Source organism: Tenacibaculum salmonis (assembly GCF_041053065.1).
Taxonomy (GTDB): Bacteria; Bacteroidota; Bacteroidia; order Flavobacteriales; family Flavobacteriaceae; genus Polaribacter; species Polaribacter pacificus_A.
Genome location: NZ_JBFCVV010000001.1, coordinates 2642501 through 2661903, shown reverse-complemented (window position 1 = coordinate 2661903; position 19403 = coordinate 2642501). Strand labels below are relative to the sequence as shown.

Sequence of the window (19403 nt, the reverse complement as noted above, 5' to 3'; positions counted from 1 at the left end):
AAAACTCAAAATTAACTGAATAAATTAATGACAAAGAAACTTATTGAATTTTTAGACAACTATCAAAATTCAGAAGAATTACGTTTACTATTAATTAAGTACGAACTTGAAAACATAATTTCAACTGCCATTAATAGCGTCAATAGTAAAATGACAGAAAAGGAATTTAACGAATTACCTAAAATATCTGGAATAATATTAAATGAAATAAACAGTGTAATATCAAAAATAAAAAATAGCAAAGACAAAAAAGATATAGAATATTTGTTGAGTGATATTTTTCAAGATTATATAAAAAAAATTTCAATTCAAGATAATTCAAATGCTATAATTAATGACATAATTGAAAGTTTGAAAATCGCTTGTGAATATAGAGGTTATGATTACAATATATTAACACAATTTCTTGGTTTAGAAAAAGCAACTATTTTAATTCCAAAATCAATAACAAAAAAAACTTACTACGAATGGCTAGGAAAGGAATCTGAACTTGATGAAATAACTAGAGATTTAGCCGATAAAAAGATAATCTATTCAATTAAAGAGTTTAAGAAACTTTTCAAGCCTATTTCCGACAGTTTTTATGTGAAATTTAATAAAAATTTTAAAGATGAAATCATTATATTTTTTCAACTTTTAAAAGAACATAAACTAATAAAACCAAAAGGTATTAGTGGGCATTTTGCACCTCTAATTCAATATTCTGTAGACAATGAAAATCTTTTTTTCATACCAAAAGCGATAAATAAAGAACACGAAAGGATTAAAAAAAACACCGTAAGACATAATGAAATAAGGGAAAAACTAATAAACCTTATAGAACAAAATATTACAAAAAAATAGACAATTGAAAGACAATGACCATTATCCACTAAATATGATTTTAATTCATTCATAAATTTGTAGAATAATTTAAAAAAAATAGTATGAATGTAAATACAATTATTAGGAACAACAATTTAAGAGAAGCGGATGCTGTAGTTTTAAGAAAAAAAATATTAGGAATGGTTGACCATTTTGCAATATTTGTAGGTTATAGAGGAAATAACCCAATATTTGTCGCTAATTACAAGGATGGTGTAAAAGAAGTTTCAAACTCTGAAATGAGCGAAATATTAAAAACTCTTCAACCAAAAGCTATTGAGAAATTTAAAGGAGATGAAAATGAAAGAAGGATAGCAACTAGAAGAGCATTATCGAGAGTCGGAGAGAAAGCTTATAATTATGTTAGTAATAACTGTGAACATTTTAAAAATTGGGTTCATAGTGGAGAACATAGAAGTGAACAAGTAAATAAAGCAGGAAATATTGCTTTAACAGTAGCGACAGGAACAGCTATTAATGCGATTGTAAATAAAAGTGCTAAATCGGGAGCAATGGCTGTTGGTTTACTTTTATTAGGAGCATTTTTAAAAGATGTTTCTGAAAGAAAATAAAGAAGCACATACGCACAACACCGTGTAAAATTAATTGCTGGTTTTAGCCAATTTACGAAAGTCCTTTGGGACTTTTTTGGTTCGTGTTTTATTTAGTAAATTCACTGCTTGAAACACGCAACTAATCTTACACAACAACGTTACCAACAATATGACCAAAATTACGAATAGAATAATATTGATTATAATTTTATTGTTAGCATTCAATAAAATGGCGGCTCAAGATTTTGAGAAAATTGCGTCAAATATTATGGTAAAAGATAGTATTCCCGAAATGACTTTTGCAATTATTACAAAGGAATCGATTTCAATAAAAAAAGTCTTGGGTCATCATAAAATAACTGAATTGAATGAAAATCCAAATGCTAATATTAATGATTTCTTCCATTTGGGTTCTAACACTAAAGCAGTCACTGGTTTTATAGCTGGCTATTTAGTAGATAAGAATAAAATACAATGGGATACAAAATTTTTCGATTTATTCCCTAAACTAAAAAAGAAATCAAATAAAGAATATCACAACATAACACTAAAAGATTTATTAACACATCGGGCAAACATTCAACCTTTTACAAGTGGAGCTGAATATCAAAAATTACCAAACTTTAAGGGTAATAAACAACAAAAAAGAGCAAAATTTGTGAGTTATGTTCTAACACTTTCAGCAATTAATAATACTGCTAATCATAATTATTCAAATGCAGGTTATAGTATTGCAACCGTAATGCTTGAAAAAGTATCTTGTAAATCTTGGGAGAACTTATGTAATGAAATATTAAGATCAAATTTGAACATAGATTTCGTTTTTGGTTGGCCAAACCGTAATGCTCAAAATCAACCTTATGGACATTGGATTGAAAACGGAAAAATAGTACCTGTAAATCCAAATACGGAATATGATTTAAGTTTAGCAGAGCCAGCAGGAGATTTAAGTATGAATATTGATAACTATACAAAATTTATTCAGCTTAACATTAAGGGATTGTCAAAAGAAAATGATTTTTTGAATTCAGAAACATATAATTTTTTACATACAGCGAAAGATGAATATGCTATTGGGTGGGGAAATTACACGAAAAATGACAAACAAATTTCTGAACACGCTGGTTCAGATGGGACTTTTTTCTGTTATGCACAAATAGACCGAGAAAAGTTAATTGGATACATCGTAATCGTAAATAGCGGAACTCAAAGTGCACAAAATGGAGTTTTTGAAATGATTAACGAACTGAAAAAAAAATAATACTGCTGGTAACACCGTATATAATTTATTGCTAGTTCTAGCCTACTTACGAAAATCCCTTAGGGGATTTTCTATTCCGCTTTTATTTACTAAATTAGTTGCTCGAAATACGCAACAAATAATATACAAAAACGTTATGCAAAATATAACAGTGCACAAGCTCCATTCAATAACTTAACGCAACAAATCTAAAATTATAGATTTGTAAAATGGAAATAAAAAAGCATAGACGTTTAACTCTAAAAGAAAGAGTTATTATTCAGACTCTTTTAAATGAAAAAAAGTCTAAATCTTATATCGCTAAAACATTAAAAAGAGCACGTTCAACAATCTTTAGAGAAGTCTCTAAATGGGTACAAAATAAAGAAGATAAATATGATGCTGAATTAGCTCATTGGAACGCTAAAGATGATTATGCGAACAAAAGAAACCTTGATAAAATAAGCACCTATTCCCTACTCAAGTTTTTTGTTTATAAAGGACTTTTATCTAACTGGACTCCTGAACAAATTTCAGGAAGACTCAAAGAGTTATATCCAAACAACCCAATAATGTCTATTTCACATGAAGCTATCTATAGACACATTTACACCAGACCACAAGCTAGTTTAAATAAAAAACTAATCAAACTTCTAGTTCGTAAAAAAACAAGACGCAGACCTCATAAAAAAAGACGTGGTGGTGGTTCTAAAATAATCAATCAAGTTAGTATTGACAACAGACCTAAGCATATTGAACTTAGAGATGAAGTTGGACATTGGGAAGGTGACTTAATCATTGGAAAAGACCATAAAAGTGCTATCGGAACAATTGTTGAACGCAAAACAAGGTTCACTTTAATCATCAAACTAAAATCGAAAAAAGCGATGGAAGTTGCCAATCAGTTTAGTAAAATATTGAATAAATTAAATCCTATTTATAAAAAATCAATGACATATGACAACGGAATTGAAATGGCAAGGCATCAAAAAATAACGCAAAAAACAGGTATGAAAATTTACTTTGCACATCCATATTCTTCCTGGGAAAGAGGCACCAATGAAAACACAAATGGACTCATTAGAAGGTATCTGCCTAAGGGTACTAATTTTAATGAAATTAGCGAAAATCAACTACAAATTATTCAACAAAAATTGAACAATAGACCTCGTAAAATTATAGCGTATAAAACCCCTAAAGAAATGATGGATATTGAAATAAAAAACATAGCTTAGTAACATCAAAAATTAACAACGCTTTGTTGCGTTAGAACATTGAATCCAAGCAAAACCGTAGGCAATTGACCAAAAACTGAAGAGCAAAAATTATGAATACGCATGCTGAAAAATTTCAGGAGAATAAAAACCAATCGGTTGCGGGTGCAACTCCCCAAAAACAGAGAGATGGTGCGTCAACTTTTCAATTTGTAGACAACCGACCTGAGGCGATTGCTCAGCGAAAACTGCAAGAGATGGCTAACAATAGCCCACAGGCAAAACAAGCAGCTCAATTGCAGGCTATGGCTAACAATTATTTTGCTCAACAACGGCAACCTATTCAAAAGAAAGAAAACAACACAGGTTTACCTGATTATCTCAAATCGGGAATAGAAAACCTATCTGGCTACTCAATGGATGATGTCAAGGTTCATTACAACTCAGATAAACCAGCTCAACTACAAGCCCATGCATATGCTCAAGGAACGGATATTCATCTAGGTTCTGGGCAAGAAAAACACTTACCACATGAAGCTTGGCATGTGGTTCAGCAGAAGCAAGGTAGAGTAAAACCTACCATGCAAATGAAAGGTAAGGTCAATATCAATGATGATACAGGGTTAGAAAAAGAGGCTGATGTTATGGGTTCGAAGGCTTCAAAAATAGACCACTTTAATGGGGTAGGAGATGGAAAAACTATTCAGCATAAAACTATAAGAGGAGTTGTTCAACGAGTTGCTACTATAACTCATTCTCAGAAAATAAAACAGCTAAATGACTCTATAGACCGTGCTAATAAAATGATTAATAAAATCCACAAAATAAAAGATGCCTTTAAAACAGACAGCTCATTCACCCCAATGAACCCAGCAACATATATAGCTGGCATGGAAGAAACTAATCAGGCGAAAATTAGCACTGAACAGGCTCGACTTACAAATTTCAGCGCAAAAGCAAAGGAATATGTAAATAAAAGCAAAACAGGGAAATTAACCCCGGAAATCCAAACAGCCCATGCGTCTGACGTATTAGATAAGGCTCATGAAGTCTATATTTCAGCGAATTCTGACACAGCTAACAAGAGGTTTGCCCCCTATAAGGATCAACTCGTATCTAAGTTCTACATTTCAGAAATCCGACCTCTTAATATTGACGCTCGCAGGCAGAGCTTGCTAAAAAGTGCAAAACGTGCAGTAAGAACAAATAAAGGAAAGAGACAAATAGCAAAACTTGTTGTAATTCCTGATGATTTACGCAAATCAAAAAAAGTGTCCTCAAAGGATTTAATACCGTATGTTGTTACAGCTATTCACAAGTCAAATAAGAGATCGGAGGCTAGGTTAGCTGCAAAAAGTGCTCGTAGATTTGGTAAAGATTATGGTGAACGAAGACTTAGGGTGCCTCCAAATAAGAAAAAGTATCATGCAGAAGTTGCAATAAACATTAAGATTAAAGAGGTTAAAGCTAAGATGAAAGCGGTAGGTGGAACAAAAGTAGCATGCTTGGCATGTCAGGCGTATTTTGCCCAATTGGGACAACAACATTTACTTGGAAAATACACAGGTTATGCTTGGATTTCTGAATCCTCGAAGAAGCAACTTGCCGAGTTATTAGACTCAATTAACAATGCAGAATCTTATTTACAAGCCATTTATACTAATCTTCAGACTCATTTAGCTAAAATGAAAAGATACACCAATAGAAGCGGTGAAATTTCTGTATCTGACATGGGACGCGAGACGGATAATAGCGACACCGACTCAGAAGATGATGAAGCTATGAAATCTTTAACAAGTGAAAATATTTTTGCTATTGCTAAACTGGTATGGGAAGAGCAATTCAAGCCAGATTAAAACAATACAGTTAAAAAAAAGCCTATAACAAAATGTATAGTGCATAGCACCCTTCGGGATGCTACGACACCATACACGGAACGTTACCGACAATCCTCCCTTCGGTCGCTCCATTCAATAACTTAACGCAACAAATCTAAAATTATAGGTTTGTAAAATGGAAATAAAAAAGCATAGACGTTTAACTCTAAAAGAAAGAGTTATTATTCAGACTCTTTTAAATGAAAAAAAGTCTAAATCTTATATCGCTAAAACATTAAAAAGAGCACGTTCAACAATCTTTAGAGAAGTCTCTAAATGGGTACAAAATAAAGAAGATAAATATGATGCTGAATTAGCACATTGGAACGCTAAAGATGATTATGCGAACAAAAGAAACCTTGATAAAATAAGCACCTATTCCCTACTCAAATTTTTTGTTTATAAAGGACTTTTATCTAACTAGACTCCTGAACAAATTTCAGGAAGACTCAAAGAGTTATATCCAAACAACCCAATAATGTCTATTTCACATGAAGCTATCTATAGACACATTTACACCAGAACACAAGCTAGTTTAAATAAAAAATTAATAAAACTTTCTAGTTCGTAAAAAAACAAGGCGGAGACCTCATAAAAAAAAACGTGGTGGTGGCTCTAAAATAATCAATCAAGTTAGTATTGACAACAGACCTAAGCATATTGAACTTAGAGATGAAGTTGGACATTGGGAAGGGGACTTAATCATTGGAAAAGACCATAAAAGTGCTATCGGAACAATTGTTGAACGCAAAACAAGGTTCACTTTAATCATCAAACTAAAATCGAAAAAAGCGATGGAAGTTGCCAATCAGTTTAGTAAAATATTGAATAAATTAAATCCTATTTATAAAAAATCAATGACATATGACAACGGAATTGAAATGGCAAGACATCAAAAAATAACGCAAAAAACAGGTATGAAAATTTACTTTGCACATCCATATTCTTCGTGGGAAAGAGGCACCAATGAAAACACAAATGGACTCATTAGACGATATCTGCCTAAGGGTACTAATTTTAATGAAATTAGCGAAAATCAACTACAAATTATTCAACAAAAATTAAACAATAGACCTCGGAAAATTATAGCGTACAAAACTCCTAAAGAAATAATGGATATTGAAATAAAAAACATAGCTTAGTACCATCAAAAATTAACAACGCTTTGTTGCGTTAGAACATTGAATCCAAGAAAGTTGGAATTTCAAATATTAATACTCATATTTGAACTATTATTAATTCATAAAAAAATAATGATATATGAAAAATTTAATTATTGGAAGTTTAATACTTCTAAGCTCGGTGAGTTTTGCAAATGACAAAAATACTAAAACTCCTAAAAAACATATTAATTTAACTAAATTTGAAATTACAAAAAAAAGTAATAAAAAAGATAAACCTATATGTCAGATACATTACAGAGACCTGTATATAACCAGTAAAGATGGTAATATTACTAAACATACAATGATGGTGATTATAGATTGTGGAACAGGTCAGGCTAGGTAATTTTAATATGGTAAAATTTCAACTTATTTTAATATTATGTTTAATTCCTATAATTGGTGTTTCACAATCAAAAAACTACCGTATTACATATAAGGAAATCTTAAAAGAACGTCGTATAAAGAATGAATTTAAAGCGTACATGAAAGATTTCCCTAATTTTAATCAAATTAAAGACTCTATTACATCACCAGCCTCTACTTCATTAGCTGTGTTAGAGGGTAATTCAAAAAAAGCGATGTATTTTGTTCCTTCAATGAATATTTCGAAAACAAAAAAAGGAAATATTAATGAAGAAAACGGTAAAAGTGAAATATTAATTATCAAGGATTTTGTTAGTAAAACACAATTTTATCAAACTAAAAGTAATCAATACCCTGATTTACCGACAAGAGTATTAAAACGAAAGATTAATTTTATTGATTGGAAAATTACCCATGAACGTAAAAATATAAATGGTTTTAATTGTAGAAAAGCCATAGGTTCTAATGATGATGAAAAAATTATTTGTTGGTTTACTGATGATTTTGGCATAATAGGTGCGCCTAACTCGTACGATGGATTACCTGGGTTAGCGGTTTTTATAGAAGTTTTAAATCAATTTAAAACATATCAATTAGTGAGTTTAGATTATCCAAAAACCATTAAATTTAAGACTTTGGATAAAAAGTATGAATTAATTACAGAGGAAGAATTTAGAAATCCTAAACCTTTTATTATAGAGCGTAAAGGTAGATCACTTCATTAATTTAAATGAAGTCAATAAAAATTATTATTTTTTTAATAGCAATCAATACATTTGCTCAAACAAAAATAAAAGGACTTGTTGTTAACATAAACAACAAGCCTATTGGTTTTGCTTCTATTCAACTTGTTGAAAAAGAAACCGATTTAACTCAAAACTATACTTCTTCTAACGAGAAAGGCGAATTTTCTTTGCCAATTCCTGATAACAAAAAACAATATTTCTTAAAAATTAGACTTTTAGGTTATAAACTTAAAAATATTCAACTTAAAAATTTTAATAACCTAAAAATACCCCTTGAAGAAAGAGTTGAAGAATTAAAAGAGATTATTATCAATGTAGATTTTAAAGAATTTAAAGTTGAAAATGATACAATAACTTACAAACTCAACAGTATAACGAACAAAACAGAACGTAATTTAAAAGACATTGTAGAAAAACTTCCTGGACTATCAATTGATGAAAATAAAAAAATAAATTATCAAGGCAGAAAAATTGAAAAAGTCATCATAGATGGCAATGATTTTTTTGGTAAAAAGCACGAAATGGCAACCGAAAATTTAAGTGCTGAAGCTATAAAAGGAATAAAACTTTTAAAAAACTTCAAAGACTTTGATGATATATCGTCACAAAAAACAGGAAAAATCGTTTTAAATGTTACTCTAAAAAAAGATTATAGAAATAGAATTGTTGGAAACATTGACGGAAAATCAGGACTATTAGAAAAATATCAGGCACATTCAAATTTGTTTAAATTTGTCAATAAGGGAAATTTTGCTTTGGTATCCGAGGCAAACAATATTGGCGAACCTGCCATTAATCTGATGGATTATATTGAAATGAGCGGTGGAATCAAAAACTTTGTAAAAAGCAATAGAAATAACGGAACAGGAACTTTGGAAATTGACCATTCCAAAACACCACGCTTTGTATTTGTAAAAAACGACACTCATACAAGAAAAACATTTTTTAACTCAATCAATTTTACCAATCAATTTTCAAAAAGAACAAAATTGACAGGATATATTAACTTTGATAAAACAGATATTAATGAATTGCTAACAAATAGGAAAACTTATGTTGGAGAAAACCCATTTGTAATTAATGAACATAAAGTTCAAAATTCAACCAGTTATTTAGGGAATTCTTATGTTACACTCTCCCATAAAATTAATAAAAATGAAGTTTTGACTTATAATTTTAAATTTAACCCTTTAAAAGATAATTATTTTAAAAATATTAATCAGAATTTCAATGTATCTCAAAAAAAAGAAAATAAATTGTTTTTTTTGGGGCAAAATTTAGCATATAAAAATCAATTAAAAGATGATTTTTATATTGAACTAAATTTGTTTTATGATATTAAAAATCAAAAAAGCACGATAAATTATAACGCAAATCAACCATTTTTAGGTTTAGATTTTACAAACGAACCCCAACTTTTAAATCAAGGAAATGACAAATTGAATAATATTAACTTAGACATTTCGAGTTTTTACAATTTCTCTAAAAAAACAGAACTGAAATCAATAGTATCATTTGGAAGTAAAATTAATAAAATAGACTTAAATTCTAATCATAATAAATTTGATTTAAACTTAAAAGGCGTTAAAAATCAATTTGGCTTTTATAATAAATTATATCATAAATTTAATTGGAATTTTTCCACTGAAATCGGCTTAAATTATATAAATAACAGTCTAAATATAAATAATTTAAGAACAAACCAGAATTGGGCTTTACCTGATTTGTTGTTAAGTTATCAACTTAAAAATAATCAATCATTAAATTTTAATTTTCTACAAAAAAATAAAAATTGTTCAATTTATCAATCTAATTTAGTGCAATTAATCTCAAATTATAACACTATAATTAATCCTAATATAGATATTTTTACACCTATAGAAGACACCGTTTTTGGGTTAAATTACAACGCATACAGTTATACTAGAAGTACAACTTTTGATATTATGGCGAATTATACCATTACAAAAAATGCGATAAGTTATAACACAGTAGTAAAAGAAAATTATATAGAAAAAAATTACGAAAGAGTTCCGTCACATAGTTTTATGATAAAATCTAAATATAATAGTTCTATTAAAAGTTTAAAATATAGATTTTCAGCCGAATTTGTAAAAACGAAAACGTACTCCTATTTTAACACGAAAAAAAGTATGAATGATTTATTTTCTTACTCTACAAGACTAATATTAAACCTAGATAGAAAAAGTTTTGCAAATACGCGTATAAATTTATTTTACAATAGAAATGTTAGCAAAAATGAATTTTCAGAACTTGATTACAGTATAAATAATTTCTATGTCATTCCTGAAGTTTATGGAAAATATAATAATTTATTATGGAGTTTGAGTTATAAATACACTAAAATAAAATCCGGTTTTAAAAATCAAGAAATAAACGATTTAAAATTCTCTCTGCAATGGAAATTTAGCAGGAATATAGAGCTTTTTTTAAAAGGTAATAATATTCTCAATCTAAAAAATAATCCACGTATAACATATCGTAGTGACAACTCATATTCTCAATTCACTAAATTAGAGCAGTTAAAAGGTAGTTTATTGGTTGGTATGCGGTATCATTTTTAATTTTATTAGTTTTCAAAGAATTTATTAAAGCAGAAATTTAAAAAGACACATTTAACTATGGTATAAAAGAAAGTGAAATGGATAATTTAATACTGATATTGAGACAATTAAATTTAAAAAATAACGTTGCCTAACACCGTATATAAAACATAGCTAATAAGTGTTAAACTCAAAGGTTCTTGCTTATTTAGAAAGTTCCGCCAAATTTTTAATTTGGCTTTTAAAATAGAAAAGATAAAAACAAAATGTAAAAATTTGGCTTTGTGTTAAACTCGAAATTTATCGTATTTTTATACGCTACGTTTCATATACAAAACCGTTGCAAGTAATGGCGGAATTGAACGCTCCATTCAATAACTTAACGCAACAAATCTAAAATTATAGATTTGTAAAATGGAAATAAAAAAGCATAGACGTTTAACTCTAAAAGAAAGAGTTATTATTCAGACTCTTTTAAATGAAAAAAAGTCTAAATCTTATATCGCTAAAACATTAAAAAGAGCACGTTCAACAATCTTTAGAGAAGTCTCTAAATGGGTACAAAATAAAGAAGATAAATATGATGCTGAATTAGCACATTGGAACGCTAAAGATGATTATGCGAACAAAAGAAACCTTGATAAAATAAGCACCTATTCCCTACTCAAATTTTTTGTTTATAAAGGACTTTTATCTAACTGGACTCCTGAACAAATTTCAGGAAGACTCAAAGAGTTATATCCAAACAACCCAATAATGTCTATTTCACATGAAGCTATCTATAGACACATTTACACCAGACCACAAGCTAGTTTAAATAAAAAATTAATAAAACTTCTAGTTCGTAAAAAAACAAGGCGGAGACCTCATAAAAAAAAACGTGGTGGTGACTCTAAAATAATCAATCAAGTTAGTATTGACAACAGACCTAAGCATATTGAACTTAGAGATGAAGTTGGACATTGGGAAGGTGACTTAATCATTGGAAAAGACCATAAAAGTGCTATCGGAACAATTGTTGAACGCAAAACAAGGTTCACTTTAATCATCAAACTAAAATCGAAAAAAGCGATGGAAGTTGCCAATCAGTTTAGTAAAATATTGAATAAATTAAATCCTATTTATAAAAAATCAATGACATATGACAACGGAATTGAAATGGCAAGGCATCAAAAAATAACACAAAAAACAGGTATGAAAATTTACTTTGCACATCCATATTCTTCGTGGGAAAGAGGCACCAATGAAAACACAAATGGACTCATTAGACGATATCTGCCTAAGGGTACTAATTTTAATGAAATTAGCCAAAATCAACTACAAATTATTCAACAAAAATTAAACAATAGACCTCGGAAAATTATAGCGTACAAAACTCCTAAAGAAATGATGGATATTGAAATAAAAAACATAGCTTAGTACCATCAAAAATTAACAACGCTTTGTTGCGTTAGAACATTGAATCCAAGAACTTTACTGAAATAGGTTGACTAAAAATTCATCAATTATTGATAGTCACTTATGAAATTACAAAAACAACCCTGGCGAAAAAAAACGTACGAAAAAGTAACATTAGAACTCAAATTATTCATCGTTGACCAAATTCAAAATGGTCAAATATCTACAAACTTTGCCTCCAAAAAATATGATGTTCCTAGAACTACTATTTCATATTGGATTAGAAAATATAGTACCTTAGCTCAACAAAATAATGGTATGAGTAAATTAGATGAAATTAAAAAACTAAAGGAACGAATTGAAGAACTGGAGTTTGTAAAAGACTTTCAGCAAGATATTATTGCCGATATGGAAATCATTACTGGAGTCGATATGTCAAAAAAGTCGTTGCCCGAAACATTAGCAAAAGAGATAGAAATAAAGAAGAAAAACATTTTAAAAGAAAATGGTTCTATCAGTGTTTTGGGATTAGTAAACAAGCATTCTACAAAAGAATTAAAAAACAAGAAAACAAACAGTTAAATGATAAAAAACTAGTTAAAATGGTACAAAAATATCGTAAAACTGTAGGTTCTAAAACTGGAGTAATTAAACTATATACAGAATTGAAAAACGATATGCTTAATCAGAATATTAACATAGGTAGAGATAAGTTTTATCGATTTTTAAGGCTTCATAACTTACTTATTCCTAAAAGAAAAAACTATGTAACAACAACAAATTCTAAACATCTTTTTAGAAAATATAAAAACATTATAAAAGAACACGTTCCTACTCGACCAGAGCAACTTTGGGTAGCTGATATTACATACATCAAAACTGAAAATGGACACAACTACTTAGCAATCGTTACAGATGCCTACTCCAAGTAAATTATGAGGTATAAACTCGATAATCACGAAGACATTACTTTGTACCGATGCGCTCGCTATGGCTATTAAAAATAGGAAATATCCGCATAAAAAACTTATACATCATTCTGACAGAGGATTCCAATATTGTAACCCTAAATACACTGAGTTTGCTGAAAGTAATGAAATTATAATGAGTATGACAGAACAATATGATCCGTACGAAAATGCTTTAAAAGAAATAATTAAAAACACAGCTATTGCTCAAGAAATTACAAAACAAGCGGTAGATATATACAATAATTTAAGAACACATTTTATCCTAAATCTAAGAAAACCTGTAGAAGTACATTTAAATCCGAATATAAAATATAAATCATATCGAAGAAATAATGTAAATTTACCCGAACTAACTATTTAAAAAAATCTAGTTCAAATTATTTTTCGCATTATAAACGACTAAAAAAAATAGTTTGAACCATATAAATTAACCTAAAAAAAAAGTCAACCTATATCAGTATAATAGAGTTTTGAAAACCCTTGGATAAAGAATGTTGTGGAATGGTTTTCAACAAATTTGACAGAAAGAAATGAGCCTGAATTTTTCTTTGAAAAAATTTAATAAATTAAAAAAGGAACTATTTTATAGTTCCTTTTTTTTATGTTATAAATGTGATATTAACAACAGCATGAATTATCTGCTGATTCATTGGATTCACAAAAGTCTACGCCAATTTCTATTGCACTTTTTAATTGAACCATGGCCAGTTTAATGTCTGCCAAAGGTGAAGCTATATTTATTCTCATAAATTGATTGTGGTTTTTGCCAAACCAAACACCAGGTGTTAAAGCCAATTTAGCTTGATTTACAATTAAGGTATTCAAATCTGTGTTTGAAAGGTTTAACCCTGAAAAATCTAACCATATCTGATATGTTCCTTCTGGTTTAAACATTTTAATTTGAGGAAGCTCTTTTGCTAAATAGTTCTCAACCCAATTAATTGTTACATCTAAATAATCAATAACCTCATTTATCCAATCTTCAGACTTGTTATAAGCAGCAAGTGTTGCATAACTAGAAATTACATTACCATGATCTAAATACATTGAAGTAACGGTAGATTTCACTTTTTTATGAATTTCTTGGTTTGGTATGTAGATATAACCGTTAGAAATACTGTGCATTCCAAAAGCTTTAGCTGGAGAACCTAAAACGGTTATGTGGTTTTGACTGTTTTCTAAAGAAACAATACTGTTAAATTTAGCAGGTTTATATACAATGTCTGAATGAATTTCGTCACTAATTATTGTAACACCATACTCATTTGCAATATCTACCATTTTTTGCAAATCATCTCTATTCCACACTCTCCCTATTGGATTATGTGGATTACAAAGTATCATCACTTTAACGTTTTCAGCTTTTAATTTCTGTTCAAAATCTTCAAAATCTATTTGATACTTACCATCAACTATTTTAAGAGGGTTTTCTACTAATTCTCTATTGGCAGTTTTAATTAATTGAAAAAACTGATGGTAAACTGGAGTTTGTACCAATACTCCATCACCTTCGTTTGTAAGCTCTCTAATTAACAAGGCTAAACCGGTTAACACCCCAGGAACTTGAATAAATGATTTGGGATTTAATTCTAAATCGTTTCTACGTTTGTTCCAATTTGCAATCGCTTCTAAAACCTCTTCTGAATTAAATTCGTAAGAAAAATTGCCTCTTTCAGCCAATCTTTTAATTTCATCGGCAATAGGGTTTGCTACCTTAAAATCCATATCAGCCAACCAAAAAGGCATTAAATCTGTTTTACCAAACATTGATTTTAAATAGTTTGGATTACTTTTAACGTAATTATTTTTGTAGCTATACTTTATATCGAATGTACTCATCTTCTTATTTTATAAATGAAATCACCTCCTCCCTTTTCAGAGAGGAGGTTGTAATTATTTTTTCGCAAAAACTCCTAAGCTTATAATAGCATTGCTACTTGACTTAAATTCTTCTAATTCTGCCGGGCTTACATATTGAAGAAATACATGATCAGGTACATCAATTGCTCTTTCTTTAGTTATTGTAATGTTTTTGAAGCCTGCGTCTTTAATCACTTTTAAATAAGCCTCTTTTTCTAACGCTCCTGAAATACAACCTGCATACAATTGTGCTGCTTCTTTTATTCCTTTGGGTAAATCGCCAAGCAATACAATATCAGACATATTGAAATGACCATTAGGTTTTAACACTCTGTAAGTTTCTTGGTATGCTTTTTCTTTACTAGGAACTAAGTTCATTACACAGTTACTAACTACAACATCAATTGAGTTATCTTCAATTGGCAAGTCTTCAATCTCACCTAATTTAAACTCAACATTACTGAAACCTAACTTCTCTTTGTTTTGATTTGCTTTAGCAATCATCGCCTCAGTCATATCTACACCGATAACTTTACCCATTTCACCAACAACACTTCTTGCTACAAAAACATCATTTCCTGCGCCAGAACCTAAATCAAGAACGGTATCACCTTCCTTAATTTTAGCATCTCGTGTTGGTAATCCACATCCTAGGGCATAATCAGCATCTTCTTGATAACCATCCATTTCGGCATAGCTCTCACTCATCGACCAATTATCATTCATAACATCTTGTATGGGAGAACAACATGCTGGACCACAACCTGCTCCAAGGCCTACTTTTGCTACTTCTGTGTAAGTTTTTTTAACTACATCTTTAATTTTTTGTGACATAACGTATATTTTTTGAGTTACTAATTTATATTTTCACTCTATAGACGTCAGCCTAAATAAAAGACGCAAAATATTATTCAATCACAAGAATCATCACAATCATCAACGCATCCCTTTTGGTTATAATCAAGTACATCACCATATACATCTGTAGAGATATCACAACACTTGAGATATGTTGCTTTCAACATTTCTCTACCTCTTTGCACTCTTGATTTTGCTCCGGAATATGAAATATTTAATTGTTTGGCAATTTCTTTTTGAGGGATTCCTTTAATATCTGAAAGAATTAATGCTTCTCTATATTTATCAGGCAGGTTGTTTATCATTGGATGCATACATTCAGAAATTTCGGAGGTAAGACTTTGATCCAATGTTTCTATTGCTTCAATTTCATCTAGCTCAGAAGTGAATTTATTTTTCCGGAAATGGTTGACAATTTCATTACGGGTAATCTGATAAATCCAAGAGACAAGTTTATCTTTATTCTTTAAGGTATCATTCTTAGAAAAGATTTTTAAGAAAACATCCTGCACTATATCTTTAGTGAGTTCCGAATTATGAACTTTACTATTTACAAAATTAGATAAACGATTGTTCATGTCATTCCATACTTTTACTATTTCTGTTTGCATATCTGTAAATTTACAACATCTATTAATTAATAGACGTTCAAAATAAAAAAAGACGCAAAATAACATTAACTTTCACTAACAATATGTATAGTGCATAGCACCCTTCGGGATGCTACGACACCATACATTAACCGTTAGCAAACATTAAAAACGCACTCAAAAGAATAAATCAATACTGATTTTCTAATTTAAAATATGAGAAAATACTTAACAATAATTTGCTTAATAATACTAAGTTCTTGTATTAAGAATTTGTCTGATGAAGAATTAAAAGAATCTTATATAAAATCAATCGAAAAGAATAATTGGAATAAAGCCCTGAACTATGTAGAAGAAGGATTGAGAAGAAAGCCAAATGATACTGCTTTATATTTCAGTAGAGCACTTTGTTTAAACAAAATAAATCCAATAGAAAACAATCAAAAAATCACCAATAACTTAAAAGTATTTCTAAATAACTACAAAACTTCGAGTAGAGGTCGATTACTTAAATACATTAATCATTATGAAAACAAACAATATAATGAAGCGATAAATGAGGTTGAACTAATAGAGAAATATTACGGTATTTCTCAACAGACTTTATTAATGAAAGCAAATGCACAATTTTTAAATAAATCATATGAAAAATCTTCATTGAACTATGAAGAAACTTTAAGTTACCCAAACTCAAGCGAAAACACTAAAGTTATCTATTATTATAAAATTTACTCTAAATATTTTGCAGGTAATAAAGAAGGAGCTCTTTGGGATACAGCATTTTTGGAAAATTATGGTTTTAATAAAGATGATGATTTGATGGAATTAATTGTTAATGATAAATTAGAAATAAATAATTTTAATAAAATACCTTTTTTTGCAGAGGCAACTGAATTCGACAAATTAATTCGACTAAATATTAATTTAACTTACAATTTTTTACTTGAACCAATCTATGAAAAACAATTTTACAAAGTAAAAAAACATAACATATCAGACTTAAAATATTTAGATAAAAACTTAGAAATTTTAAATTTAAGAAGCGGAGAAATTGTAGAACTTCCTGATGATATTAAACAGTTTCGAAAGTTAAAAGCTTTAAAAATATCAAGCAACAAAATTAATGACTTTGATAAACTTTTTAATCAATTAGCACAAATAGAAAGTCTTGAATACTTAAATTTAGATTATTCAAATCTTAAAAACTTTCCTAAATCAATATCTAAATTAAAAAACTTAAAAGGATTATCTATAGAAGCATCGAATATTAAAGAACTTCCAAAAGAAATAGGAAGTTTATACAACTTAAGTTTTCTAAGTGTTAGAAATAATGGAAGGCTTAAAGATTTACCAAAAGAAAAAACTATATAACAACAACAAATTCTAAACATCTTTTTAGAAAATATAAAAACCTTGTAAAAGACCACGTTCCTACTAGACCAGAACAACTTTGGGTAACTGATATTATATACATCAAAACTGAAAATGGTCACAACTACTTAGCAATCGTTACGGATACCTACTCCAAGAAAATTATGGGGTATAAACTCGACAACCATATGAAGACATCACTTTGTTCCGATGCGCTCGCTATGGCTATTAAAAATAGGGAATACCCTCATGAAAAACTTATCCATCATTCTGACAGAGGATTCCAATATTGTAATCCTAAATACACTGAGTTTGCTGAAAGTAATGGAATTATAATCAGTATGACCGAAAAATATGATCCCTACGAAAATGCTATTGCTGAAAGAATTAATAGAACTTTAAAGTACGAATATGCTTTAAAAGAAATAATCAAAAATACAGCTATTGCTAAAGAAATTACAAAACAAGCGGTAGAGATATACAATAATTTAAGAACACATTTTAGCCTAAATTTAAGAAAACCTGCAGAAGTACATTTAAATCCTAATATAAAATATAAATCATATCGAATAAATAATGTAAATTTCCCTGAACTAACAATTTTAAAAAAAATATCGTTCAAATTATTTTTTGCATCATAATAAACGGCTAAAAAAAGGTCAATATATATCAGTATAATACATAATTACAAATACTATTTTAGCAAAAAAACACAAAAAAAAAAGCTATTAATATTTATAATAACCTTAATCGATATTTAAATATCGATTTAAATATGTCAAAGAAGGAGTATATAAATAAAAATATTAGCTATAGATCGTATTAAATAAATGAAAAAAACACAAAACCCCCAATCTTACAAAGCTAAAACGAAATATAAAATACTAATAAACAACAAATTAAACAAACATCTTTAACAAAAAAAATAAAAATTTTAAGTTTCTTGAAATAATATAATTCATAAAAACATTTCTTATACTAATCTTCTATTTCATAAAAATAGTAAATCGGTAAACTAAAAAGAAGAAAAACTAAACTTCGGTGATTGACATATTTTATCTCTTCTTTGACTGATTTGAAACTTTTTGAATAATTTTGCATAGTTTTGTGAAAAATTTTATTGATATAATTTTAGACAAGAATAAATATGATAAAAAAAAATAATTCAGATTGGAGATATAGCGTTATGCCGGCAGTATTTACATGGCTAAAAGAGTCAAAATCTGGTGCTATTGAAATTGACCTAGAAGCAACAAAAAAATACGCTTCAGATATTTTAAAAGTTGAAGGAAAAGGAGGAAACAGAATGGGCGGACTTGTTGGATCTGGTACTCTAGGTGAAAACAGCTACCTAAGCTCAGAACAACGCCTTTCTTTACTTAAAGCTCTTTCTGAGGTTGCTAAAGAATACAATGTACCCTTAATTAGTGGAGCTGCAGCAGAAACTAAAGAAGAACTTGCCAAAATCGTTGAAGATCTTGCTACCGTTGGAGTGGATACTGTTATGGTAATGCCACCAAAAACTAAAGCAGTTCCTTCTGAAGAAGAAATGTATGCGTACTATGAACTTGCGGAAGTAACAGCAAGAGGTGCAGGTGTAACAATTATGCCTTATAACAATCCTGATGCAGCCGGATATCATGCGCTTTCAACGGATATTCTTAGAAGAGTTTCTGTTCTTCCTAATGTAACTGCTCTTAAAATATCAACTATAGATGTTTCTGTTATTGAAACACTGATGTTAGAAAACAAAGATTTAAAGGTTTT

Annotated in this window: 18 protein-coding genes and 1 pseudogene (1 of these 19 cut by a window edge); 16 read left to right on the top strand and 3 right to left on the bottom strand. The window is 29.2% G+C overall.

Features of this window, described 5'->3' with window-relative positions:
• Nucleotides 1–27 precede the first annotated feature (27 nt).
• The 13 genes and pseudogenes from AB0T67_RS11750 to AB0T67_RS11685 all read left to right on the top strand — a co-directional run bounded on the left by AB0T67_RS11750 (nucleotide 28) and on the right by AB0T67_RS11685 (nucleotide 13318).
• Nucleotides 28–843, top strand: a complete 816-nt coding sequence (locus AB0T67_RS11750; protein WP_369220439.1) for a hypothetical protein — start codon at nucleotides 28–30, stop codon at nucleotides 841–843.
• A gap of 83 nt (nucleotides 844–926) precedes the next feature.
• Nucleotides 927–1436, top strand: coding sequence for a lecithin retinol acyltransferase family protein (locus tag AB0T67_RS11745; RefSeq protein WP_369220438.1), 510 nt, complete (start codon nucleotides 927–929; stop codon nucleotides 1434–1436).
• Nucleotides 1437–1587: 151 nt separating this feature from the next.
• Nucleotides 1588–2679: a serine hydrolase domain-containing protein gene (locus AB0T67_RS11740; protein WP_369220437.1), complete on the top strand. Its 1092-nt coding sequence runs from the start codon at nucleotides 1588–1590 to the stop codon at nucleotides 2677–2679.
• A gap of 209 nt (nucleotides 2680–2888) precedes the next feature.
• Nucleotides 2889–3893, top strand: coding sequence for an IS30 family transposase (locus AB0T67_RS11735; RefSeq protein WP_369220436.1), 1005 nt, complete (start codon nucleotides 2889–2891; stop codon nucleotides 3891–3893).
• A 92-nt stretch (nucleotides 3894–3985) separates the two neighbouring features.
• Nucleotides 3986–5728: an eCIS core domain-containing protein gene (locus AB0T67_RS11730; protein WP_369220435.1), complete on the top strand. Its 1743-nt coding sequence runs from the start codon at nucleotides 3986–3988 to the stop codon at nucleotides 5726–5728.
• 157 nt (nucleotides 5729–5885) lie between these two features.
• Nucleotides 5886–6891 (top strand): annotated as a pseudogene (locus AB0T67_RS12325) (IS30 family transposase).
• A 118-nt stretch (nucleotides 6892–7009) separates the two neighbouring features.
• Nucleotides 7010–7258, top strand: coding sequence for a hypothetical protein (locus AB0T67_RS11715; protein ID WP_369220433.1), 249 nt, complete (start codon nucleotides 7010–7012; stop codon nucleotides 7256–7258).
• A 7-nt stretch (nucleotides 7259–7265) separates the two neighbouring features.
• On the top strand, nucleotides 7266–8003 hold the full coding sequence (locus AB0T67_RS11710) for a GLPGLI family protein (protein WP_369220432.1): 738 nt from the start codon (nucleotides 7266–7268) through the stop codon (nucleotides 8001–8003).
• Nucleotides 8004–8008: 5 nt separating this feature from the next.
• The gene (locus tag AB0T67_RS11705) at nucleotides 8009–10609 is read left to right on the top strand and encodes a carboxypeptidase-like regulatory domain-containing protein (RefSeq protein WP_369220431.1); all 2601 of its coding nucleotides are present in this window, start codon (nucleotides 8009–8011) and stop codon (nucleotides 10607–10609) included.
• A 393-nt stretch (nucleotides 10610–11002) separates the two neighbouring features.
• Complete coding sequence (locus AB0T67_RS11700) at nucleotides 11003–12007, top strand: IS30 family transposase (RefSeq protein ID WP_369220430.1); 1005 nt, start codon at nucleotides 11003–11005, stop codon at nucleotides 12005–12007.
• A 102-nt stretch (nucleotides 12008–12109) separates the two neighbouring features.
• Complete coding sequence (locus AB0T67_RS11695; protein ID WP_369220429.1) at nucleotides 12110–12568, top strand: transposase; 459 nt, start codon at nucleotides 12110–12112, stop codon at nucleotides 12566–12568.
• A 20-nt stretch (nucleotides 12569–12588) separates the two neighbouring features.
• Nucleotides 12589–12918 carry a hypothetical protein gene (locus AB0T67_RS11690; protein WP_369220428.1) on the top strand — a complete coding sequence of 110 codons (330 nt, stop codon included), beginning with the start codon at nucleotides 12589–12591 and terminating at the stop codon, nucleotides 12916–12918.
• A 10-nt stretch (nucleotides 12919–12928) separates the two neighbouring features.
• A complete protein-coding gene (locus AB0T67_RS11685) occupies nucleotides 12929–13318 on the top strand; it encodes a DDE-type integrase/transposase/recombinase (RefSeq protein ID WP_369220514.1) in 390 nt (129 codons plus the stop codon).
• A gap of 257 nt (nucleotides 13319–13575) precedes the next feature.
• Here AB0T67_RS11685 and AB0T67_RS11680 read toward each other — a convergent pair whose 3' ends face one another.
• The 3 genes from AB0T67_RS11680 to sigZ all read right to left on the bottom strand — a co-directional run bounded on the left by AB0T67_RS11680 (nucleotide 13576) and on the right by sigZ (nucleotide 16286).
• A complete protein-coding gene (locus tag AB0T67_RS11680) occupies nucleotides 13576–14796 on the bottom strand; it encodes a MalY/PatB family protein (protein ID WP_369220427.1) in 1221 nt (406 codons plus the stop codon).
• A 54-nt stretch (nucleotides 14797–14850) separates the two neighbouring features.
• Complete coding sequence (gene arsM, locus AB0T67_RS11675; protein WP_369220426.1) at nucleotides 14851–15651, bottom strand: arsenite methyltransferase; 801 nt, start codon at nucleotides 15649–15651, stop codon at nucleotides 14851–14853.
• 77 nt (nucleotides 15652–15728) lie between these two features.
• Nucleotides 15729–16286, bottom strand: a complete 558-nt coding sequence (sigZ, locus tag AB0T67_RS11670) for an RNA polymerase sigma factor SigZ (protein ID WP_369220425.1) — start codon at nucleotides 16284–16286, stop codon at nucleotides 15729–15731.
• A gap of 195 nt (nucleotides 16287–16481) precedes the next feature.
• On the opposite strand from sigZ, the gene AB0T67_RS11665 reads away from it, so the two are divergent.
• From AB0T67_RS11665 to AB0T67_RS11655, 3 genes are all read left to right on the top strand, one after another.
• Nucleotides 16482–17636 carry a hypothetical protein gene (locus AB0T67_RS11665; RefSeq protein WP_369220424.1) on the top strand — a complete coding sequence of 385 codons (1155 nt, stop codon included), beginning with the start codon at nucleotides 16482–16484 and terminating at the stop codon, nucleotides 17634–17636.
• The gene (locus AB0T67_RS11660) at nucleotides 17633–18277 is read left to right on the top strand and encodes an IS3 family transposase (RefSeq protein WP_369220513.1); all 645 of its coding nucleotides are present in this window, start codon (nucleotides 17633–17635) and stop codon (nucleotides 18275–18277) included. The genes AB0T67_RS11665 and AB0T67_RS11660 overlap by 4 nt, the downstream gene beginning before the upstream one ends.
• Before the next feature lie 506 nt (nucleotides 18278–18783).
• Nucleotides 18784–19403, top strand: the 5' portion of a protein-coding gene (locus AB0T67_RS11655) for a dihydrodipicolinate synthase family protein (RefSeq protein ID WP_369220423.1). The gene runs 349 nt beyond the window's last position; only the first 620 of its 969 coding nucleotides appear in the window; it begins with the start codon at nucleotides 18784–18786; its stop codon lies beyond the right edge, outside the window.